Source organism: Stenotrophomonas sp. WHRI 8082, assembly GCF_040223995.2.
Lineage (GTDB): Bacteria > Pseudomonadota > Gammaproteobacteria > Xanthomonadales > Xanthomonadaceae > Stenotrophomonas.
The window spans coordinates 222,902-238,198 of sequence record NZ_CP167826.1 but is presented as its reverse complement, the minus strand read 5'-3'; the positions used below and the strand labels follow the sequence as shown (position 1 = coordinate 238,198).

The window sequence follows — 15,297 nt, the reverse complement described above, 5'->3', positions numbered from 1 at the left end:
GGAGGGGGTTAAGTCGTTATCGGCCGCGCAGAGAGGGCCGATAACGACTTAACCCCCTCCGTCCCCTTTTTTATCAGTACAGCACGCGGGTGCGCAGGGTGCCGGTGATCGCGGCGAGTTCGTCGCGGACGGCGGCGGCTTGTTCGACGCTGGCGGTGATGTCGATCACCACGTAGCCGACCTTGGTGTCGGTGCGCAGGAACTGCCCGTCGATGTTCACGTTGTGGCGCGAGAAGATCTCGTTGACCTTGGACAGCACGCCGGGCACGTTGCGATGGATGTGCAGCAGGCGCAGGCTGCCGTGGTGCTCGGGCAGGGTCACTTCCGGGAAGTTCACCGCCGACAGCGTGCTGCCGTTGTCGCTGTAACGCACCAGCTTGGCGGCCACTTCGATGCCGATGTTGTCCTGGGCTTCCAGCGTGCTGCCGCCCACGTGCGGGGTCAGGATCACGTTGTCGTGCGCGGTCAACGGGCTTTCGAAGGCATCGCCGTTGCCCTTGGGCTCCACCGGGAACACATCCAGTGCGGCGCCGCCGATATGGCCGGCCTGCAGCGCCGCGTCCAGCGCGTCGATATCCACGATGGTGCCGCGCGCGGCATTGATGACGTGCGCGCCGCGGCGCATCTTCGCCAGCTCGGTCGCGCCGATCATCCACTGCGTAGCGGCGGTTTCCGGTACGTGCAGGGTGATGATGTCCGAACGCGACAGCAGGTCATCCAGACTGGCGGCCGCACGCGCGTTGCCCAGCGCCAGCTTGGCTTCCACGTCGTGGAAGATCACCTGCAGGCCAAGGGATTCGGCCAGCACGCCGACCTGGGTGCCGATATGACCATAGCCGATGATGCCCAACGTCTTGCCGCGGACTTCGTGGCTGCCGGCGGCCGACTTCGACCAGCCACCGCGATGGCACTCGGCGTTCTTCTGCGGGATGCCGCGGGTCAGCATGATCGCCTCGGCAATCACCAGTTCGGCCACGCTGCGGGTATTGGAGTAGGGCGCGTTGAACACCGGGATGCCGGCCAGCTCGGCGGCGTCCAGGTCGACCTGGTTGGTGCCGATGCAGAAACAGCCCACCGCGATCACCCGCTTGGCCTCGGCCAGTACGTCGGCCGACAACTGGCTGCGTGAGCGGATGCCGACAATGTGCGCTTCGGCGATGCGGGCCTTCAGCTCGGCCTCGGGCAGCGCTTTGGAATGCAGTTCGATCTGGCTGTAACCGGCCGCGGTGAACACATCCACGGCGGTCTGGCTCACCCCCTCCAGCAACAGCACGCGGATATCCTGCTTGGGGTAGGAGGTCTTCTTCGGCGACATGGGACGGCACGGCCAGTGGGGCAAGGGCTGTCCACTATGCCAGATGGCGAAGGCGATGGTGCGCTGCGGAAATGGTTGCATCCGTAGCCAATCGGTAACGCCAGCGGGGCTGGACGCTGGACGCGACCGCTGGCACGCTTGCGTGCTATTCGTGCGCCGCGCTGGACTGACATGACCGATTCCCGCCTTGCTTCCCTGCTGCAGGCCGTTCCCGGACTGCGGTTGAAGACCGATGCCGCAGACCTGGAGCATTACGGCCGCGACTGGACACGGCGCTGGACGCCCGCGCCGCTGGCCATTGCCTTGCCGGGCAGTGTCGAGGAAGTGCAGGCGGTGATGCGCTGGAGTGCAGCCGAAGGCGTCGCGGTGGTGCCATCCGGCGGTCGCACTGGGCTGTCCGGTGGCGCGGTCGCCGCCAACGGCGAGTTGGTGCTGAGCCTGGAACGGATGAACGCGGCGCTGCACTACGATGCCGTGGATCGCACGCTGGTGGTGCAGGCGGGCATGCCGCTGGAGGCGCTGCACAATGCGGCGCTGGAGCACGGGCTGATCTACCCGGTGGATTTCGCTGCACGCGGTTCGTGTTCGATCGGTGGCAACATCGCCACCAATGCCGGCGGCATCCGGGTGATCCGCTACGGCAACACGCGTGAGTGGATCGCCGGGCTGAAGGTAGTGACCGCGCAGGGTGATCTGCTGGAACTCAACAAGGGTCTGATCAAGAACTCCAGCGGCTACGACTTCCGGCAACTGCTGATCGGCTCGGAAGGCACGTTGGGCGTGATCGTGGAGGCGACCGTCAAGCTGACCGACCCGCCACCGGCCAGCAATGTGATGTTGCTGGCCGTGCCCAGTTTCGACGTGCTGATGCAGGTGTTTTCCGCGTTCCGCGCGCGGCTGCAGCTGCAGGCGTTTGAATTCTTCACCGACAAGGCACTCCGGCACGTGCTGGCGCATGGTGCCCAAGCTCCCTTTGCCGAGGTGCATCCGTTCTACGTGGTGACCGAGTTCGCCGCTGGCGACGAGGCGCAGGAAGCCGCCGCGATGGCTGCGTTCGAGGATTGCATGGGCAATGGCTGGGTCAGTGATGGCGTGGTCAGTGCCAGCGACGCGCAGGCGGCGCAGCTGTGGCGCTTGCGCGAGGGCATCACCGAGGCGGTCGCGCGTTACACGCCCTACAAGAACGATGTATCGGTGCGCATCTCGGCGATGCCTGCTTTCCTTGCGGAAACACAGGCGCTGATCGGGGAGGCGTACCCGCAGTTCGAGGTGGTGTGGTTCGGCCACATCGGCGATGGCAACCTGCACATCAACGTGCTCAAGCCGGAAGGCACCAGCGACGCGGAATTCGTGCAGCAGTGCGAGCACGTCACCACGTTGCTGGCGCAGGTGCTTGCGCGTTTCGACGGCAGTATCTCCGCCGAACACGGTATCGGGCTGGTCAAGAAGAAGTACCTGGACAGCACGCGCGGGCCGGCCGAGATCGCACTGATGAAAGCGGTCAAGCGCGCGTTTGATCCGCAAGGGCGGCTGAACCCCGGCAAGGTCTTCGATCTGTGACGCGCCGTTCGCGCGATGGGTCGGGTACGCTCTGCACACACCCTTCACGAGTAACCCGACGATGACCCGATTGCCTTCGCTGCTGGTTCCCTTGGCGCTGTCCCTGCTGGTCCTGCCGCTGGCAGCGGGTGCTTCCAGCTTTGCTGGTACGTCGGCCGGTTCGGCGTCGGGCGCGTCGTCGAATTCGTCGGGCAGCAGCTCCGGCGATGACAAGGTGGTCGTGGCGGCCCGCGACGATGCAGCCGCTTTCGTGGCCAGCGATGGCCAGATCCGCGGCGCACGGCTGCAGGCTGCGCTGGTACATCTGCGCGAGCATGATGCCGCCGCGCGTGAGCGCAGCGACCTGGCCCTGGCGCAGTCCCTGCTCGCACGCTGATGCGGGCCCGCCCCCGCGCGTGGTTGGCGTGGGGGCTGCTGTGCCTGTCGCCCGCCGTCCAGGCGGTACAGCTGACGCCGGCCGATGCAGGACTGCGCGTCGAAGAACGTGCGCGCCTGGACCACGCGATAGCCGATGTCGTGCCCCGTCTGCCGGCCGGGCTGCTGGCCGCACTGCCGGCGGACGTGCCGTTGCGCGTTTCCGACGCGTTGCCTGCCCACGTGGCCGGGCGGGCGCTTGCCGGCGTGATCCTGCTTCCGCGCCGCATGCTCACCGGCAGTGACCCCGCGGCGGCAGATGCCCTGCGATCCACGTTGATCCACGAACTGATGCACGTCGCCGACCGGTCTGCCGGTGGCGGCTGGTCGCGCAGCCCGCGCCTGCGTGAGCTCGCCGGATGGCAGCGCCGGGTGTGGAAGCTCGGCCGAGGGGCCAACCACTTCACCGATCGAAATCCGGATGCCTACGAGCGGCAGAGTGCGGCGGAGTATCTGGCCGTCAATGCCGAACACTGGCTGCTGGATGCGGAGTTTGCCTGCCGGCGCCCGGCATTGGCTGCGTGGTTCAGTACGACCTTCGGTGCGGCGCCGCTGCAGGCGACGCCCTGCGCTTCCACGCTGCCGCTGGTGCAGGCCAGCGAAGCGGAGGGCGCTGTCGCGTTGATGCAGCTGGATCCGGCCCGCGTGTACGCAGTCGATTACCTGTTCGCCGAAGGCGGCCGCGTGCCGATGAGCCGCTGGGGGCACAGCATGCTGCGCTTGGTGATCTGCCGCGAAGGCAGGGCGCCGGGGCCCGACTGCCGGCTGGACCTGGACCAGCACCGTGTCCTGTCTTTCCGCGCCTTCGTGGGCGACGTGGAACTGTCCAGCTGGCGCGGATTGACCGGTGGTTATCCGTCACGTCTGTTCGTGCTGCCGCTGCAACAGGTGGTCGACGAATACACCAAGGTCGAGCTGCGCGGGCTCGCATCGATCCCGTTGCAGCTTTCGCCGGCGGAGATCAGCGGCCTGCTCGAGCGTACCGCGCAGGTGCACTGGGGCTATGACGGTCGCTACTACTTCGTCAGCAACAACTGCGCGGTCGAGACCGCCAAGCTGCTGCAGGCCGGCGTGCCTGCGCTGCAGGAACCGGGCATCGAGCGGATCAGTCCGCGCGGCCTGCGTCGCCGATTGGATCGACTGGGCCGGCTGGATGAAACGGTGCTGGACGATCAGGCGGCGGCGATCCGTGACGGCTACTACTTCCCGTCCAGTGACCGCTACTTCGCGACCCTGTTTGCTGCCGCCCGCGCGGAGGTGAATCTGCCCGCGCGCGACGCACGGGCGTGGATCGACCTTGATGCGGATCAGCGCACGCCGTGGCTGCAGCGTGGCGGCCTGCGGGCCACGGCGGGTCTGCTGCTGCTGGAGCAGGCAGCCTTCGCGCGTGCTGAACTGCGGGCGCGCGATCAACTGAAACACGCGCTGCTGAAACAGCCGGACAGCGAGGGCGCGCGCCAGTTACAAACGCTGTTGGAGGAATCAGGCCAGTGGCTGCGACCGGCGGGGTTGCTGGCCGGAAACGGCTATGGCCTGCCGCAGGCCGCAGAGCTCACGGCGTTGCAGCCGGCGCTGCAGGACATCGCCGCAAACGCACCTGACGCCTGGAAACTCCTGCGCACGCAGATGCGCATGCAGTTGCCGGACGCACAGCGCGCCGAGCTCGATACGCTGGAAACGAACCTGGTATCGCTGCGCGCGCGGCTGCGTGATCTGGCGGCGGTGCCGACGCTGCCGGCTGAACCGCAGGATGCGGCATTGCCCTTGCGTTGACGGTGCGGATGTTAGCGTCCTGTGTGTAGCTAGAACACAAGGAGCTTACATGCGCCCCTCTCTTTTTTTGTTGCCCACGCTTGCCGTAGTGGCCTTGGCTGTCGCCTGCCAGTCCGGTAATGAGCCGGCCGCGCCCGCTGCCGTGGTGCAGCCCGCCGCCGCGCCCGTGGCATCACCCGCTTCAGCGGATACCGCCAGCGGCACCGCACCGCAGGCCTTTCGTGCAACCGGCAACGAGCCCGGTTGGCTGGCCCAGGTCGGTACAGACGGCCATGTCGGCCTGCGCGTCGAGGTGGATCATGGCCAGACGACGTACGACGTGGCGGCACCCACGCAGGGTGCCGACGGGTGGGCGGGTACCGCGACGGACGGCACGCCGGTGAAGTTGAGCATCGAGCGCGTACCCTGCCAGGACACCATGAGCGGTGATTCGTTCGACGCCAAGGCGATGCTGACGGTGGGAGCGCGCCAGTTGCACGGGTGTGGGAGTTTCAGCGCGCCGTAGGCGCGGTAGCGCCGACCCAGGGTCGGCGCGGCTGCCTGGTGACGAGGTCGGAAGCTTTGCGCCGAGCATGGCTCGGCGCTACCGCGACACTCAGTCGGCGCGACCGCCGAATTCGCCGGTTGCGGTGTTGACCAGCACGCGTTCGCCGTTGGCGATGTACTCCGGCACCATGATCTCCAGGCCGGTGCTCAGCTTGGCCGGCTTCGGGCGCTTGGTGGCGGTGCCGCCCTTCATTTCCGGCGGGGTCTCGATCACTTCCAGCACGACGCTGGTCGGCAGTTGGATGGCCACCGGCTGGTCGTCGATCACCTGGACATAGATGCCGGTCAGGCCATCGGTGATGTAGCCGGCGTCGTCGCCGATCACGTCCGCATCCAGGGTGTAAGGGGTGTAGTCCTCGTCATCCATGAACACGAAAGCGTCGCCGTCCTTGTAGGAGTACGTGGACAGCCGGCGCAGCAGTTCGACTTCCGGCAGGTTGTCGTCGGAATCGAAGCTGGCATCGAGCTTGTTGCCGCCCGGCACGCTGTACATGATGAAGCGGAAGCGGACGTTGCCGCCGCGGCCCTGCGGCGAGCTGCGCTCGATGTCGCGGATCTGGTACACGCCGTTGTTGTATTCGACGACGTTGCCCTTCTTGATATCGCTGGCTTTCATGATCGTATGGCTTGATTGGGGGGGTAGGGCGCCGTCCCGGCGCCCGGGGGAATCACTTCGGACCGAGCCGGGTGGCGCCGTCCAGGCGGATGGTCTCGCCGTTGAGATAGGTGTTTCCCAGAATGTAAGCGACCAGGCTGGCAAAGTCTTCCGGTTTGCCCAGGCGCGAAGGGAACGGGATCGACGCGGCCAGCGATTCCTGCACGGCGGGCGGCATGCCATCCACCATCGGGGTCCAGAAGACACCCGGCGCAATCGTGTTGACCCGGATGCCGAAGCGCGAGAGTTCGCGTGCCATCGGCAGGGTCATCGAGACGACGCCGCCCTTGGAGGCCGCGTAGGCGGCCTGGCCGATCTGGCCTTCGTAGGCGGCGATGCTGGCGGTGTTGATGATCGCCCCGCGCTCGCCGTCGACGCCGGCCTCGTTGTGCTGCATGCGGTTGGCGGCGGCCTTGGCGACGTTGAAGCTGCCGACCAGGTTGACCATCACCGTGCCCTGGAAGCCGGCCAGCGGCATCGGGCCTTCCTTGCCGAGCACGCGGCCGGCGCCGAGGATGCCGGCGCAGTTCACTGCGACATTGAGGCCGCCGAGGAAGGTGTGGGCCTGTTCGATGGCTTGGGTGACGGCTGCCTCGTCGCTGACGTTGACCTGCAGGTAGTGGGCGTTTTCGTCGCCGAGCGCGGCGACGGCGGCGGCGCCCTTGTCGTCATTGAGGTCGAACAGGACGACCTTCGCGCCCTGGCCCACCAGATGTTCGGCCACGGCAAGGCCCAGGCCGGAGACACCGCCGGTGATGACGGCACGTACGTTGCTCAACTGCATTGCGCGGTCCTGCAGGTTCAAGAGCCCGCGATTCTAGCGGATGGCGGGGGCAGGGCTGTTGTGCAGTGCGTTGCGCCTGCGGCGCGGCCGAAGCAACAGCAACAGCAACAGCAACAACAACAGCCGAAGCGGCAGGGCGTCCTGTTGGGCGGGGCGGGGTGGGCTGGCGGGGGACGGCAGGAGCCGCTCCTGCGTGCCTTGTTTCGCGCCATCCATGGCGCTCAACACCCCCGCCAGCCCACCCCGCCCCACCTTCGACCGGTCCACGGTGGCCATGAAATCATCGGGCGTGCGCACAGCGGTAGCGCCGACCCATGGTCGGCGGGATGCGTCAGGGGAGGGGAAATAGTGGGGTGGGACATGAGGCAAAGAGCCGCCGAGCATGGCTCGGCGCTACCGTAGCTTGCGCACGAATTCTTCGGGGGTCAGGCCGGGGGCGAACAGGAAACCTTGGCCGACGTTGACGCCCAGTCCGATCAGGTAGCGGCGCTGGGCTTCGGATTCGATGCCTTCGGCGACAACGCCGAGCCCGAGGCTGCGGGCGATCCCGCAGACGGCTTCGCAGATCGCGGTGTCGGAGCGGTCACCGGGGACGCCTTCGGTGAACAGCTGGCTCAGTTTCAGCCCGTCGATGGGTAGCCGGCGCAGGTAGTTGAGGGCGCTGTAGCCTTCGCCGAAATCGTCGATGGCCAGCATCACCCCCATCTCGCGCAGGCGGGCGAAGGTGCGCAGGGTATCCGGCGCATCCTCGATCAGTACGCGCTCGGTGAACTCCAGTTCCAGCGCGGTACCCGGCAGATGGAACTCATCCAGTGCCTGGCGCACCTTCAGTGCCAGGTCATCGCCGGTGAACTGGCGATAGGACACATTCACGGCCACGCGTACCAGACCCAGCCCCTGGTCCTGCCACTCCCGCACCTGGCGGCAGGCCTCGCGCAGTGCCCATTGGCCGATGCGCACGATGTCGCCGGTGCTCTCGGCATGGGCGATGAACAGGTCCGGCCGCATTTCGCCCAGCTGTTCGTTCTGCCAACGGATCAGCGCCTCGGCGGCGATCACCTCGCCGGTGCGCAGGTTGACCTGCGGCTGGTACACCAGGCGGAACTCGTCGCCTTCAAGGGCGCGATGCAGGCGGCTTTCGATCTGCAGGCGGTCGTTCTGGCGCTGTGCCAGTTCGGGCGAAAACACCTGCCAGCCGTTGCGCGTGCGTCGCTTGCAGTCATACATCGCGGTGTCGGCATTCTGGATGAGCTGCTGCGGACGTACGCCGTCGCGCGGTGCGCAGGCGATGCCGATGCTCGCGGTCACGACGAACTCATCGTTGCCGAACACGAAGGGCGGCGCGAACGCGGCGGTGATGCGCTCGGCCAACTGTTCGGGTTGGTCGGCCTGGTCGCGGGTATCACAGACCACCAGGAACTCGTCACCGCCGAAGCGCGCAAGCAGGCCCTCGGTGCCGATGGCGCCGCCGATGCGGCGTGTGGCTTCCACCAGCAGTTCGTCACCGGCGTTGTGGCCCAGCAGGTCGTTGACGGTCTTGAAGCGGTCCAGGTCGATGTACAGCACCGCGGCCTTGCAGTGGGTCGGGTTGGCCAGGCGCACGCCGAGGTCGCTGAGCACGGCGTCGCGGTTCATGATGCCGGTCAGCGGGTCGGTCCGGGCCTGGATGCGCAACGTCTCTTCGGCCTGCTTGCGCTCGGTGATGTCCTGCACGGTGCCGGCGATGCGCGCGGCCTCGACATCGCCCTCGGATACCTCGCCGATCATCCGGATCCAGAAGCTGTGCCCATCCGCGCGCTGGCCGCGCAGTTCCAGCGTGAAGCCGCTGCGGGCGTCCACCGAGTTCGCCAGCGCCTGCTGCAGGGCCAGTCGATCTTCGTTGCGCAGGCAGTCCATCAGGTCGGGCATGTCGTCCATCGGCAGGTCCTGGCCGAGGATGCGGCGCGCCTCTTCGGTCAGGTACAACCGTGCCAGCCCACGGTCCCACTCCCATCCGCCGATGTGGGCCAGCGATTGCGCACGGTCGAACAGGGCGTTGTTGCGCTTCAGCTCGGTGATGTCGCTGAACATCGCGAACACATGATCGGCGTGGTCCCGGCCATTGCCGAACACCGGTACGTTGGTCATCGACAGCCACAACATCCGGCCACGCGGGCGGTGGTACAGGCCGATGATGGTGCTGCGGATGACCCGACCGGCCTGGAAGCACCGGTTCGCCGGCCAGTGCTCATGGCTGAGCAGGTGGCCATGTTCGTCGACCACGATCCAGTCCTGCGGATCGAGCAGGGTCTGCAGGCTGGCACCGGTACCGGCCGTGCCGAGGATGCGGTGCGCCGCCGGATTGGCCGACACGACGTGCAGTTCCCGGTCGAAGAGGATCACGCCCTTGTCGATCGACTCCATCAGCAGGCGATAGCGCGACTCGGCCTGCCAGCGCCCGCTCAGGTCACGGGCTACGGCTACGATGCACGGCGCGCCCTGCAGTTCGAAGCCGGCCGAGTGCACTTCGACGGGAAACCGGCTGCCGTCACCACGCATGTTGGTGACTTCGATGACATAGGTATCGCCGCGTTGGAAGGCGGCCCACACCGGTTCGAGGTGGTCACTGGGCAGGTCGGGGTTCAACAGTTCGATGGGCTGGCCGATGATCGCCTCGCGCGGACGGCCGTAAGCACGCACGCCGGCACGGTTGAGGTCCAGCACCACCCCGGCCGAGCTGAGGATGCTGACCGGGTCGGGCACCGCGTCGAACAGGGCGGCATAGCGCTGCTCGGCGTCCTGGCGGTGTTGCATGGACTCGGTCAGCGCGTGGCGTGCCTGCTGCAGCAGGGCGTGATGCTCGGCCCGATGGGGCTGCGCGAGTGCATGGTCCAGAGCGGCCAGTGCGTCGTTCTGCGTGGCGGGGTGTCCGCCAGCGGCCAGATCGTCGCACGGGCCGCGGCTGCTCATGCAGGCGCCAGGGCTTTGCCGGTGCGGCTGCCGGTCGTTCGGCCAAGCCGCTCCGCCAGCCAGCGGCCGATCGCGGCCAGTTCGTCCAGGTCCACGCCGGTCTCCAGGCCCAGGCCGCGCATCAGGTACACCACGTCTTCGCTGGCGACGTTGCCGCTTGCGCCCTTCGCGTAGGGGCAGCCGCCGGCACCGGAAACCGCACTGTCCACCACCCGCACGCCCGCTTCCACGCAGCTGGCGATGTTGGCGATGGCCTGGCCGTAGGTGTCGTGGAAATGCACGGCCAACGCCTGCATCGGCACCTCGGCCGCCACGGCCAGCAGCATCGCGCGCGCCTTCAGCGGCGTGCCGACCCCGATCGTGTCACCCAGCGAGATCTCATAACAGCCCATCGCGTGCAGCGCCTTTGCCACGCGGACCACTTCGCTGACCGGCACCTCCCCCTGATAGGGGCAGCCGAGCACGGTGGAGACGTAGCCGCGCACGCGCACGCCATCGTGTGCAGCACGCTGCAGGATGGGCTGGAATCGTGCCAGCGACTCGTCGATGCCGGCGTTGGTGTTGGTGCGGTTGAAGGTTTCCGAGGCGGCGGTGAACACGGCCACTTCCTGTACGCCGGCAGCCAATGCACGGTCGTAGCCCTGCTCGTTGGGCACCAGTACCGGATAGGCCACGCCCGCATGGCGGGTGATGCCGGCGTAGACCTCGGCGGCGTCGGCCAGCTGCGGTACCCAGCGCGGGCTGACGAAGCTGGTGGCCTCGATGCTGCGCAGCCCCGTAGCGGACAGGCGGTCGATCAGGGTGATCTTGTCGGCGGTGCTGACCGGCTGTTTTTCATTCTGCAGTCCATCGCGTGGACCGACCTCGACGATGCGGACGGCATCAGACATCGCACAGCCTCCCGCGGTTCGGGAAGGAGAGGGAACAGCGGAATGAGGGGCGGAAATCAGCGATCACGGAACGTCCTGTCAGCGAGGTGGCGCGCAGCGCGGCAGCCACGAGGGAAATACACGCGGGCCACGGTGACAAACGGCCAGCGTGGGGAATGAATCGTTTGGTTTCAGGCCCGGCCCGCCGCGTTGCAGCGTAGGATCCGCGCGTACCGGGCGGCAATGCGTGAAGAATGCGCGGATCAGGCGTCTGCGGCCCAGCTCGGCGACCGTTTTTCCAGAAAAGCCCCCAGGCCTTCCTGGCCCTCGGCCGACACCCGCAGGCGTGCGATCAGGTCCGCGTTGGCCGCATCCAGTGCGTCGCGGTCATGGCTGGCCAGCACCTGGCTTACCAAGCGCTTGGCGCTGGCTGCGGCGATGGGTCCGGCTTTCTGCAGCAGGCTGACCTGTCCGGCCACAGCCGCATCCAGCTGCCCGGCGGTGACCACCTGGTGCAGCAAGCCCATCTGCAGGGCCGCGGCGGCATCGAACTGCTCGGCGGTGGCGAACCATCGACGCGACTGGCGCGGGCCGATGGCGGCCACGACATACGGTGATATGACCGCAGGCAGCAGGCCCAACCGGCTCTCGGTCAGGCCGAAGCGTGCCGTGTCGACGCCGATGGCGATGTCGCAGCAGGCCACCAGACCGACCCCGCCCCCGAAGGCGGCGCCCTGCACGCGGGCGATGGTCGGCTTGGGCAGTTCATCCAGGGTGCGCATCAGCGCCGCCAGTGCCAGTGCATCTATGCGGTTGTCCGCTTCGCTGGCCGCCGCCATCCCGCGCATCCAGTGCAGGTCGGCACCGGCGGAGAAAGAGCGGCCTTCGCCGGCCAGCACGACAACGCGCACGTCGGGGTCATTGCCGGCCTGACGCAGGGCGGCGGTCAGGTCGGCGATCAGGCCGGCATCGAAGGCGTTGTGCAGGTCCGGCCGGTTCAGGCGCAGGGTAAGGGTGGCGCCGGAGCGCTCGATCAGCAGGGAATCGGTCATTTTCAGTCGTGGGTACATACCTGTATGGATCATAGCGGGCCGAAGGTCATGGGCCATGACGCGGCGCGGCGATGGTAGAATTGAGAACCATTCTTATCACTGAGAAGTGCGCGAGTGACGCTGTCCGATCTGCCCTTGCAAACCAATGCCGTGGTCGAAACTGTCCATGACACGCATGCCAATGACACCATCGCCCGTCGTCTGAGGGAGCTGGGCTTCGTCAAGGGCGAGTCCGTGCGCCTGGTCGCGCGCGGCCCCATCGGCGGTGAGCCGTTGCTGGTGCAGGTCGGTTTTACCCGTTTCGCCCTGCGCCGCAGTGAGGCAGCACGCGTGCAGCTGAGCGCCCAGCCGGGAGCGTTGGCATGAGCCCTGCTGCGGACCTGCCGCTGCGCGTTGCTCTGGTCGGTAACCCGAACAGCGGCAAGACGGCGCTGTTCAACCAGCTGACGGGCAGTCGGCAGAAGGTGGCCAACTACACCGGCGTGACCGTGGAACGGAAAGAAGGCCGCATGCGTGCACCGTCCGGTCGCGAGTTCGCCATCCTCGATCTGCCGGGTGCCTACAGCCTGCAGCCGGCCAGCCTGGACGAGGCGATCACCCGCGACCTGTGCCGCGGTTTCTACCCCGGTGAGGCCGCGCCGGACGTGCTGCTGTGCGTGATCGATGCCACCAACCTGCGGCTGCACCTGCGCTTCGCGCTGGAACTGCGCGAGCTGGGCAAGCCGATGGTGGTCGCGCTGAACATGGTGGACGCCGCGCAGCGTCGTGGCATCCAGATCGACGTGGCGGCGCTGGAGCGCGCGCTGGGCGTACCCGTGGTGGAAACGGTCGCCGTGCGCAAGCACGGTGCGCAGGCCCTGGTGGAGCGGCTGGACGCGATGGTGCCGCACCTCGGGGCACCGGTCGTTGCCGTGGACGGGCAGGGCGCGGATTACCACGCGCAGGTGCGCGCCATCCTCGACGCCTCGGTCAGCATGCCCACCCGCACCGCGAAGATCGACGACACGCTGGACCGCTGGCTGCTGCATCCGGTGTTCGGCCTGGTGACCCTGGTCGTGGTGATGTTCCTGATTTTCCAGGCGGTGTTTGCCTGGGCCACGCCGATGATGGACGGCATCGAAGCGTTGTTCGGTTGGCTGGGTGAGCAGGCCGGTGCGGTGCTGCCGGAAGGCCCGCTGGCCAGCCTGATCACCGACGGCATCATCGCCGGCCTGGGCGGTGTGGTGGTGTTCCTGCCGCAGATCCTGATCCTGTTCGCTTTCATTCTGGCGCTGGAAGAATCCGGCTACCTGCCGCGCGCGGCGTTCCTGCTGGATCGCATGATGGCGTCGGCCGGCCTGTCCGGACGGTCGTTCATTCCGCTGCTGTCGAGCTTTGCCTGCGCGGTGCCCGGGATCATGGCCACGCGCAGCATCCAGGACCCGCGCGACCGACTGGCGACCATTCTGGTCGCGCCGCTGATGACCTGTTCAGCGCGCCTGCCGGTGTATGCCTTGCTGATCGGCGCGTTCATCCCGGATGAAAAGGTTGGCATCTTCAACCAGCAGGGTCTGGTCCTGTTCGGCCTGTACATCGCCGGCATCCTCAGCGCGCTGCTGATGTCGTGGGTGATGAAGAAGTGGCGCCGCGACAAGAGCGAGCATCCGCTGATGCTGGAGCTGCCGTCCTACCGGATCCCGCATCCGCGTGACCTGGCGGTGGGCCTGTACGAGCGCGGCATGATCTTCCTGAAGCGCGTGGGCGGCATCATCCTGTCGCTGACGATCCTGCTGTGGTTCCTGTTGTCGTTCCCCGGTGCGCCGGCGAACGCGACCATGCCGGCCATCGATTACAGCTACGCCGGCCAGCTGGGCCACGCGATGACGGCGATCTTCGCTCCGCTGGGTTTCAACTGGCAGATATGCATCGCGTTGATCCCGGGCATGGGCGCACGCGAAGTGGCGGTGTCTTCGCTGGCGACCATCTATGCGTTGTCCGCGGCGGATGACGATGCGGCCATCTCGGCACTGACGCCGATCGTCAGCGATGGCTGGTCGTTGGCGACCGGTCTGTCGTTGCTGGTGTGGTTCATCTACGCGCCGATGTGCATTTCCACGCTGGCCACCATCAAGCGCGAGACCAACTCGTGGAAGCAGGTGAGCTTCGCGACGGTGTATCTGTTCGCGGCGGCGTACATCGCCGCGCTCATCACCTACCAGGTGACCGTGGCGCTGGGGGGCGGCTGATGGAGGCCGGCCTGCTGCTGCAGTACCTGATCATCGCGGTGGCCGTGCTGGTCAGTGCGTGGGTGGTGCTGAAGAAGCAGTTCCCGGGCGTGGTGCGCAAGGCACGCGGCGCGATTGCCGTGCGCCTGTTGCGGCCCGGAACGAAGGGCTGGCGTCAGTCGCTGGGGCGGCGCATCGCCCCGCCGGCCACTGGCAGCGCTGGCGCCTGCGGCGGTTGTGACAGCTGCGGGCCCACCCCGCCGAAGGCGCACTGACCAGTGACGTGGCGGCTCCTCCCTCGGACCGGTAGAGCCGACTTCAGTCGGCTGCTCCTTGCAGCAGGTAGAGCCGACTTCAGTCGGCTGGATGCAGCCGACTGAAGTCGGCTCTACCCCTCACTTGCCCGCAGTCAGTTCCGCACCAACCCGCCATCCACCACCAGGTTCTGGCCGGTAACGGCGCGCGACCACGGTGATGCGAAGAACAGCACCGCATCGGCGAACTCTGCCGGGGTGGTGACGCGGCGCAGCGGGGTGGCACTGGCGATGTAATCGAACACGGCCTCCGGCGTGGCCGCGCTGGCATCGGTCATGCGCAGCAGTCCGCCGGAAAGCATGTTCACCGTTATGCCGTCCGGCCCCAGGTCACCGGCCAGGGTGCGCGTGAGTGCCAGCAATGCCGCCTTGGCGGCGGTGTAATCGTGATAGGGCACGACCGGAAGCTGGAAGAGGTTGGTCCCGATGTTGATGATGCGTCCGAACTGCTGGCTGCGCATGCCCGGGATGGCGGCCTGCACCGTGTTCAGCGCGCCGCGGACACTGCCGTCGAACTGCGTCTGGAAGCTGCTCCAGCTGATGGTGTCGGCCTTCTCGCGGGCTTCGCCGTTGAAGGAGAAGTTGGCCAGCGCATTGTTGACGACAGTGGTCACCGGGCGGCCGAAATGTGCCTGTGCCAGCGTCATCAGGGTGTCCACCTGGTGGCGGTCGGTGACATCGGCCTGTACGGCCAGTCCCTGGTCACCGAGCTCCTGCGCCAGCGCGCGGGCGGCGTCGCTGCTGCGGTGGTAGTTGATGATCACCTGCGCACCCTGCGCGGCGAACGCGCGGGCGATGTGCTGGCCCAGGCCGCGTGCTGCGCCGGTGACCAGCACCAGCTGTTCTTCAATCTTCATGGTAG

15 protein-coding genes are annotated in these 15,297 nt (G+C 67.2%); 7 read left to right on the top strand and 8 right to left on the bottom strand.

Annotation, left to right across the window (positions count from 1 at the left end; translation table 11 throughout):
* Positions 1-73 precede the first annotated feature (73 nt).
* Complete coding sequence (gene serA / locus ABRP17_RS01005; RefSeq protein WP_349985593.1) at positions 74-1,315, bottom strand: phosphoglycerate dehydrogenase; 1,242 nt, start codon at positions 1,313-1,315, stop codon at positions 74-76.
* A gap of 171 nt (positions 1,316-1,486) precedes the next feature.
* Here serA and ABRP17_RS01000 point away from each other — a divergent pair, with 171 nt between their 5' ends.
* From ABRP17_RS01000 to ABRP17_RS00985, 4 genes are all read left to right on the top strand, one after another.
* A complete protein-coding gene (locus ABRP17_RS01000; RefSeq protein ID WP_188324180.1) occupies positions 1,487-2,875 on the top strand; it encodes an FAD-binding oxidoreductase in 1,389 nt (462 codons plus the stop codon).
* 61 nt (positions 2,876-2,936) lie between these two features.
* Entirely contained in the window at positions 2,937-3,251 is a 315-nt protein-coding gene (locus ABRP17_RS00995) for a DUF2388 domain-containing protein (RefSeq protein WP_372486851.1), read from the top strand.
* Positions 3,251-5,062: a DUF4105 domain-containing protein gene (locus tag ABRP17_RS00990; RefSeq protein ID WP_349985594.1), complete on the top strand. Its 1,812-nt coding sequence runs from the start codon at positions 3,251-3,253 to the stop codon at positions 5,060-5,062. The genes ABRP17_RS00995 and ABRP17_RS00990 overlap by 1 nt, the downstream gene beginning before the upstream one ends.
* Positions 5,063-5,111: 49 nt before the next feature.
* Positions 5,112-5,567: a hypothetical protein gene (locus tag ABRP17_RS00985; protein ID WP_188324178.1), complete on the top strand. Its 456-nt coding sequence runs from the start codon at positions 5,112-5,114 to the stop codon at positions 5,565-5,567.
* A 90-nt stretch (positions 5,568-5,657) separates the two neighbouring features.
* Here ABRP17_RS00985 and yeiP read toward each other — a convergent pair whose 3' ends face one another.
* The 6 genes from yeiP to ABRP17_RS00955 all read right to left on the bottom strand — a co-directional run bounded on the left by yeiP (position 5,658) and on the right by ABRP17_RS00955 (position 11,917).
* Entirely contained in the window at positions 5,658-6,224 is a 567-nt protein-coding gene (gene yeiP, locus ABRP17_RS00980; protein ID WP_349985595.1) for an elongation factor P-like protein YeiP, read from the bottom strand.
* Between the two features lie 52 nt (positions 6,225-6,276).
* Positions 6,277-7,047: an SDR family oxidoreductase gene (locus tag ABRP17_RS00975; RefSeq protein ID WP_349985596.1), complete on the bottom strand. Its 771-nt coding sequence runs from the start codon at positions 7,045-7,047 to the stop codon at positions 6,277-6,279.
* Positions 7,048-7,080: 33 nt separating this feature from the next.
* Entirely contained in the window at positions 7,081-7,323 is a 243-nt protein-coding gene (locus tag ABRP17_RS00970) for a hypothetical protein (RefSeq protein ID WP_349985597.1), read from the bottom strand.
* Between the two features lie 117 nt (positions 7,324-7,440).
* A complete protein-coding gene (locus tag ABRP17_RS00965) occupies positions 7,441-9,996 on the bottom strand; it encodes an EAL domain-containing protein (RefSeq protein ID WP_349985598.1) in 2,556 nt (851 codons plus the stop codon).
* Positions 9,993-10,886 carry a hydroxymethylglutaryl-CoA lyase gene (locus tag ABRP17_RS00960; RefSeq protein ID WP_188324174.1) on the bottom strand — a complete coding sequence of 298 codons (894 nt, stop codon included), beginning with the start codon at positions 10,884-10,886 and terminating at the stop codon, positions 9,993-9,995. Before ABRP17_RS00960 ends, ABRP17_RS00965 begins: the two co-directional genes overlap by 4 nt.
* A gap of 242 nt (positions 10,887-11,128) precedes the next feature.
* The gene (locus ABRP17_RS00955) at positions 11,129-11,917 is read right to left on the bottom strand and encodes an enoyl-CoA hydratase-related protein (protein WP_349985599.1); all 789 of its coding nucleotides are present in this window, start codon (positions 11,915-11,917) and stop codon (positions 11,129-11,131) included.
* A 114-nt stretch (positions 11,918-12,031) separates the two neighbouring features.
* Here ABRP17_RS00955 and ABRP17_RS00950 point away from each other — a divergent pair, with 114 nt between their 5' ends.
* Genes ABRP17_RS00950 through ABRP17_RS00940 form a run of 3 tightly spaced genes read left to right on the top strand, consistent with a single transcriptional unit; the run spans position 12,032 to position 14,396 of the window.
* Complete coding sequence (locus ABRP17_RS00950) at positions 12,032-12,283, top strand: FeoA family protein (protein ID WP_188324172.1); 252 nt, start codon at positions 12,032-12,034, stop codon at positions 12,281-12,283.
* Entirely contained in the window at positions 12,280-14,142 is a 1,863-nt protein-coding gene (locus ABRP17_RS00945; RefSeq protein WP_188324171.1) for a ferrous iron transporter B, read from the top strand. The genes ABRP17_RS00950 and ABRP17_RS00945 overlap by 4 nt, the downstream gene beginning before the upstream one ends.
* Positions 14,142-14,396, top strand: coding sequence for a DUF6587 family protein (locus ABRP17_RS00940; RefSeq protein WP_349985600.1), 255 nt, complete (start codon positions 14,142-14,144; stop codon positions 14,394-14,396). The genes ABRP17_RS00945 and ABRP17_RS00940 overlap by 1 nt, the downstream gene beginning before the upstream one ends.
* Positions 14,397-14,530: 134 nt before the next feature.
* Here the strand turns inward: ABRP17_RS00940 and ABRP17_RS00935 are convergent, their stop codons facing one another.
* Positions 14,531-15,292 carry a 3-oxoacyl-ACP reductase gene (locus ABRP17_RS00935; protein WP_192079250.1) on the bottom strand — a complete coding sequence of 254 codons (762 nt, stop codon included), beginning with the start codon at positions 15,290-15,292 and terminating at the stop codon, positions 14,531-14,533.
* Positions 15,293-15,297 lie beyond the last annotated feature (5 nt).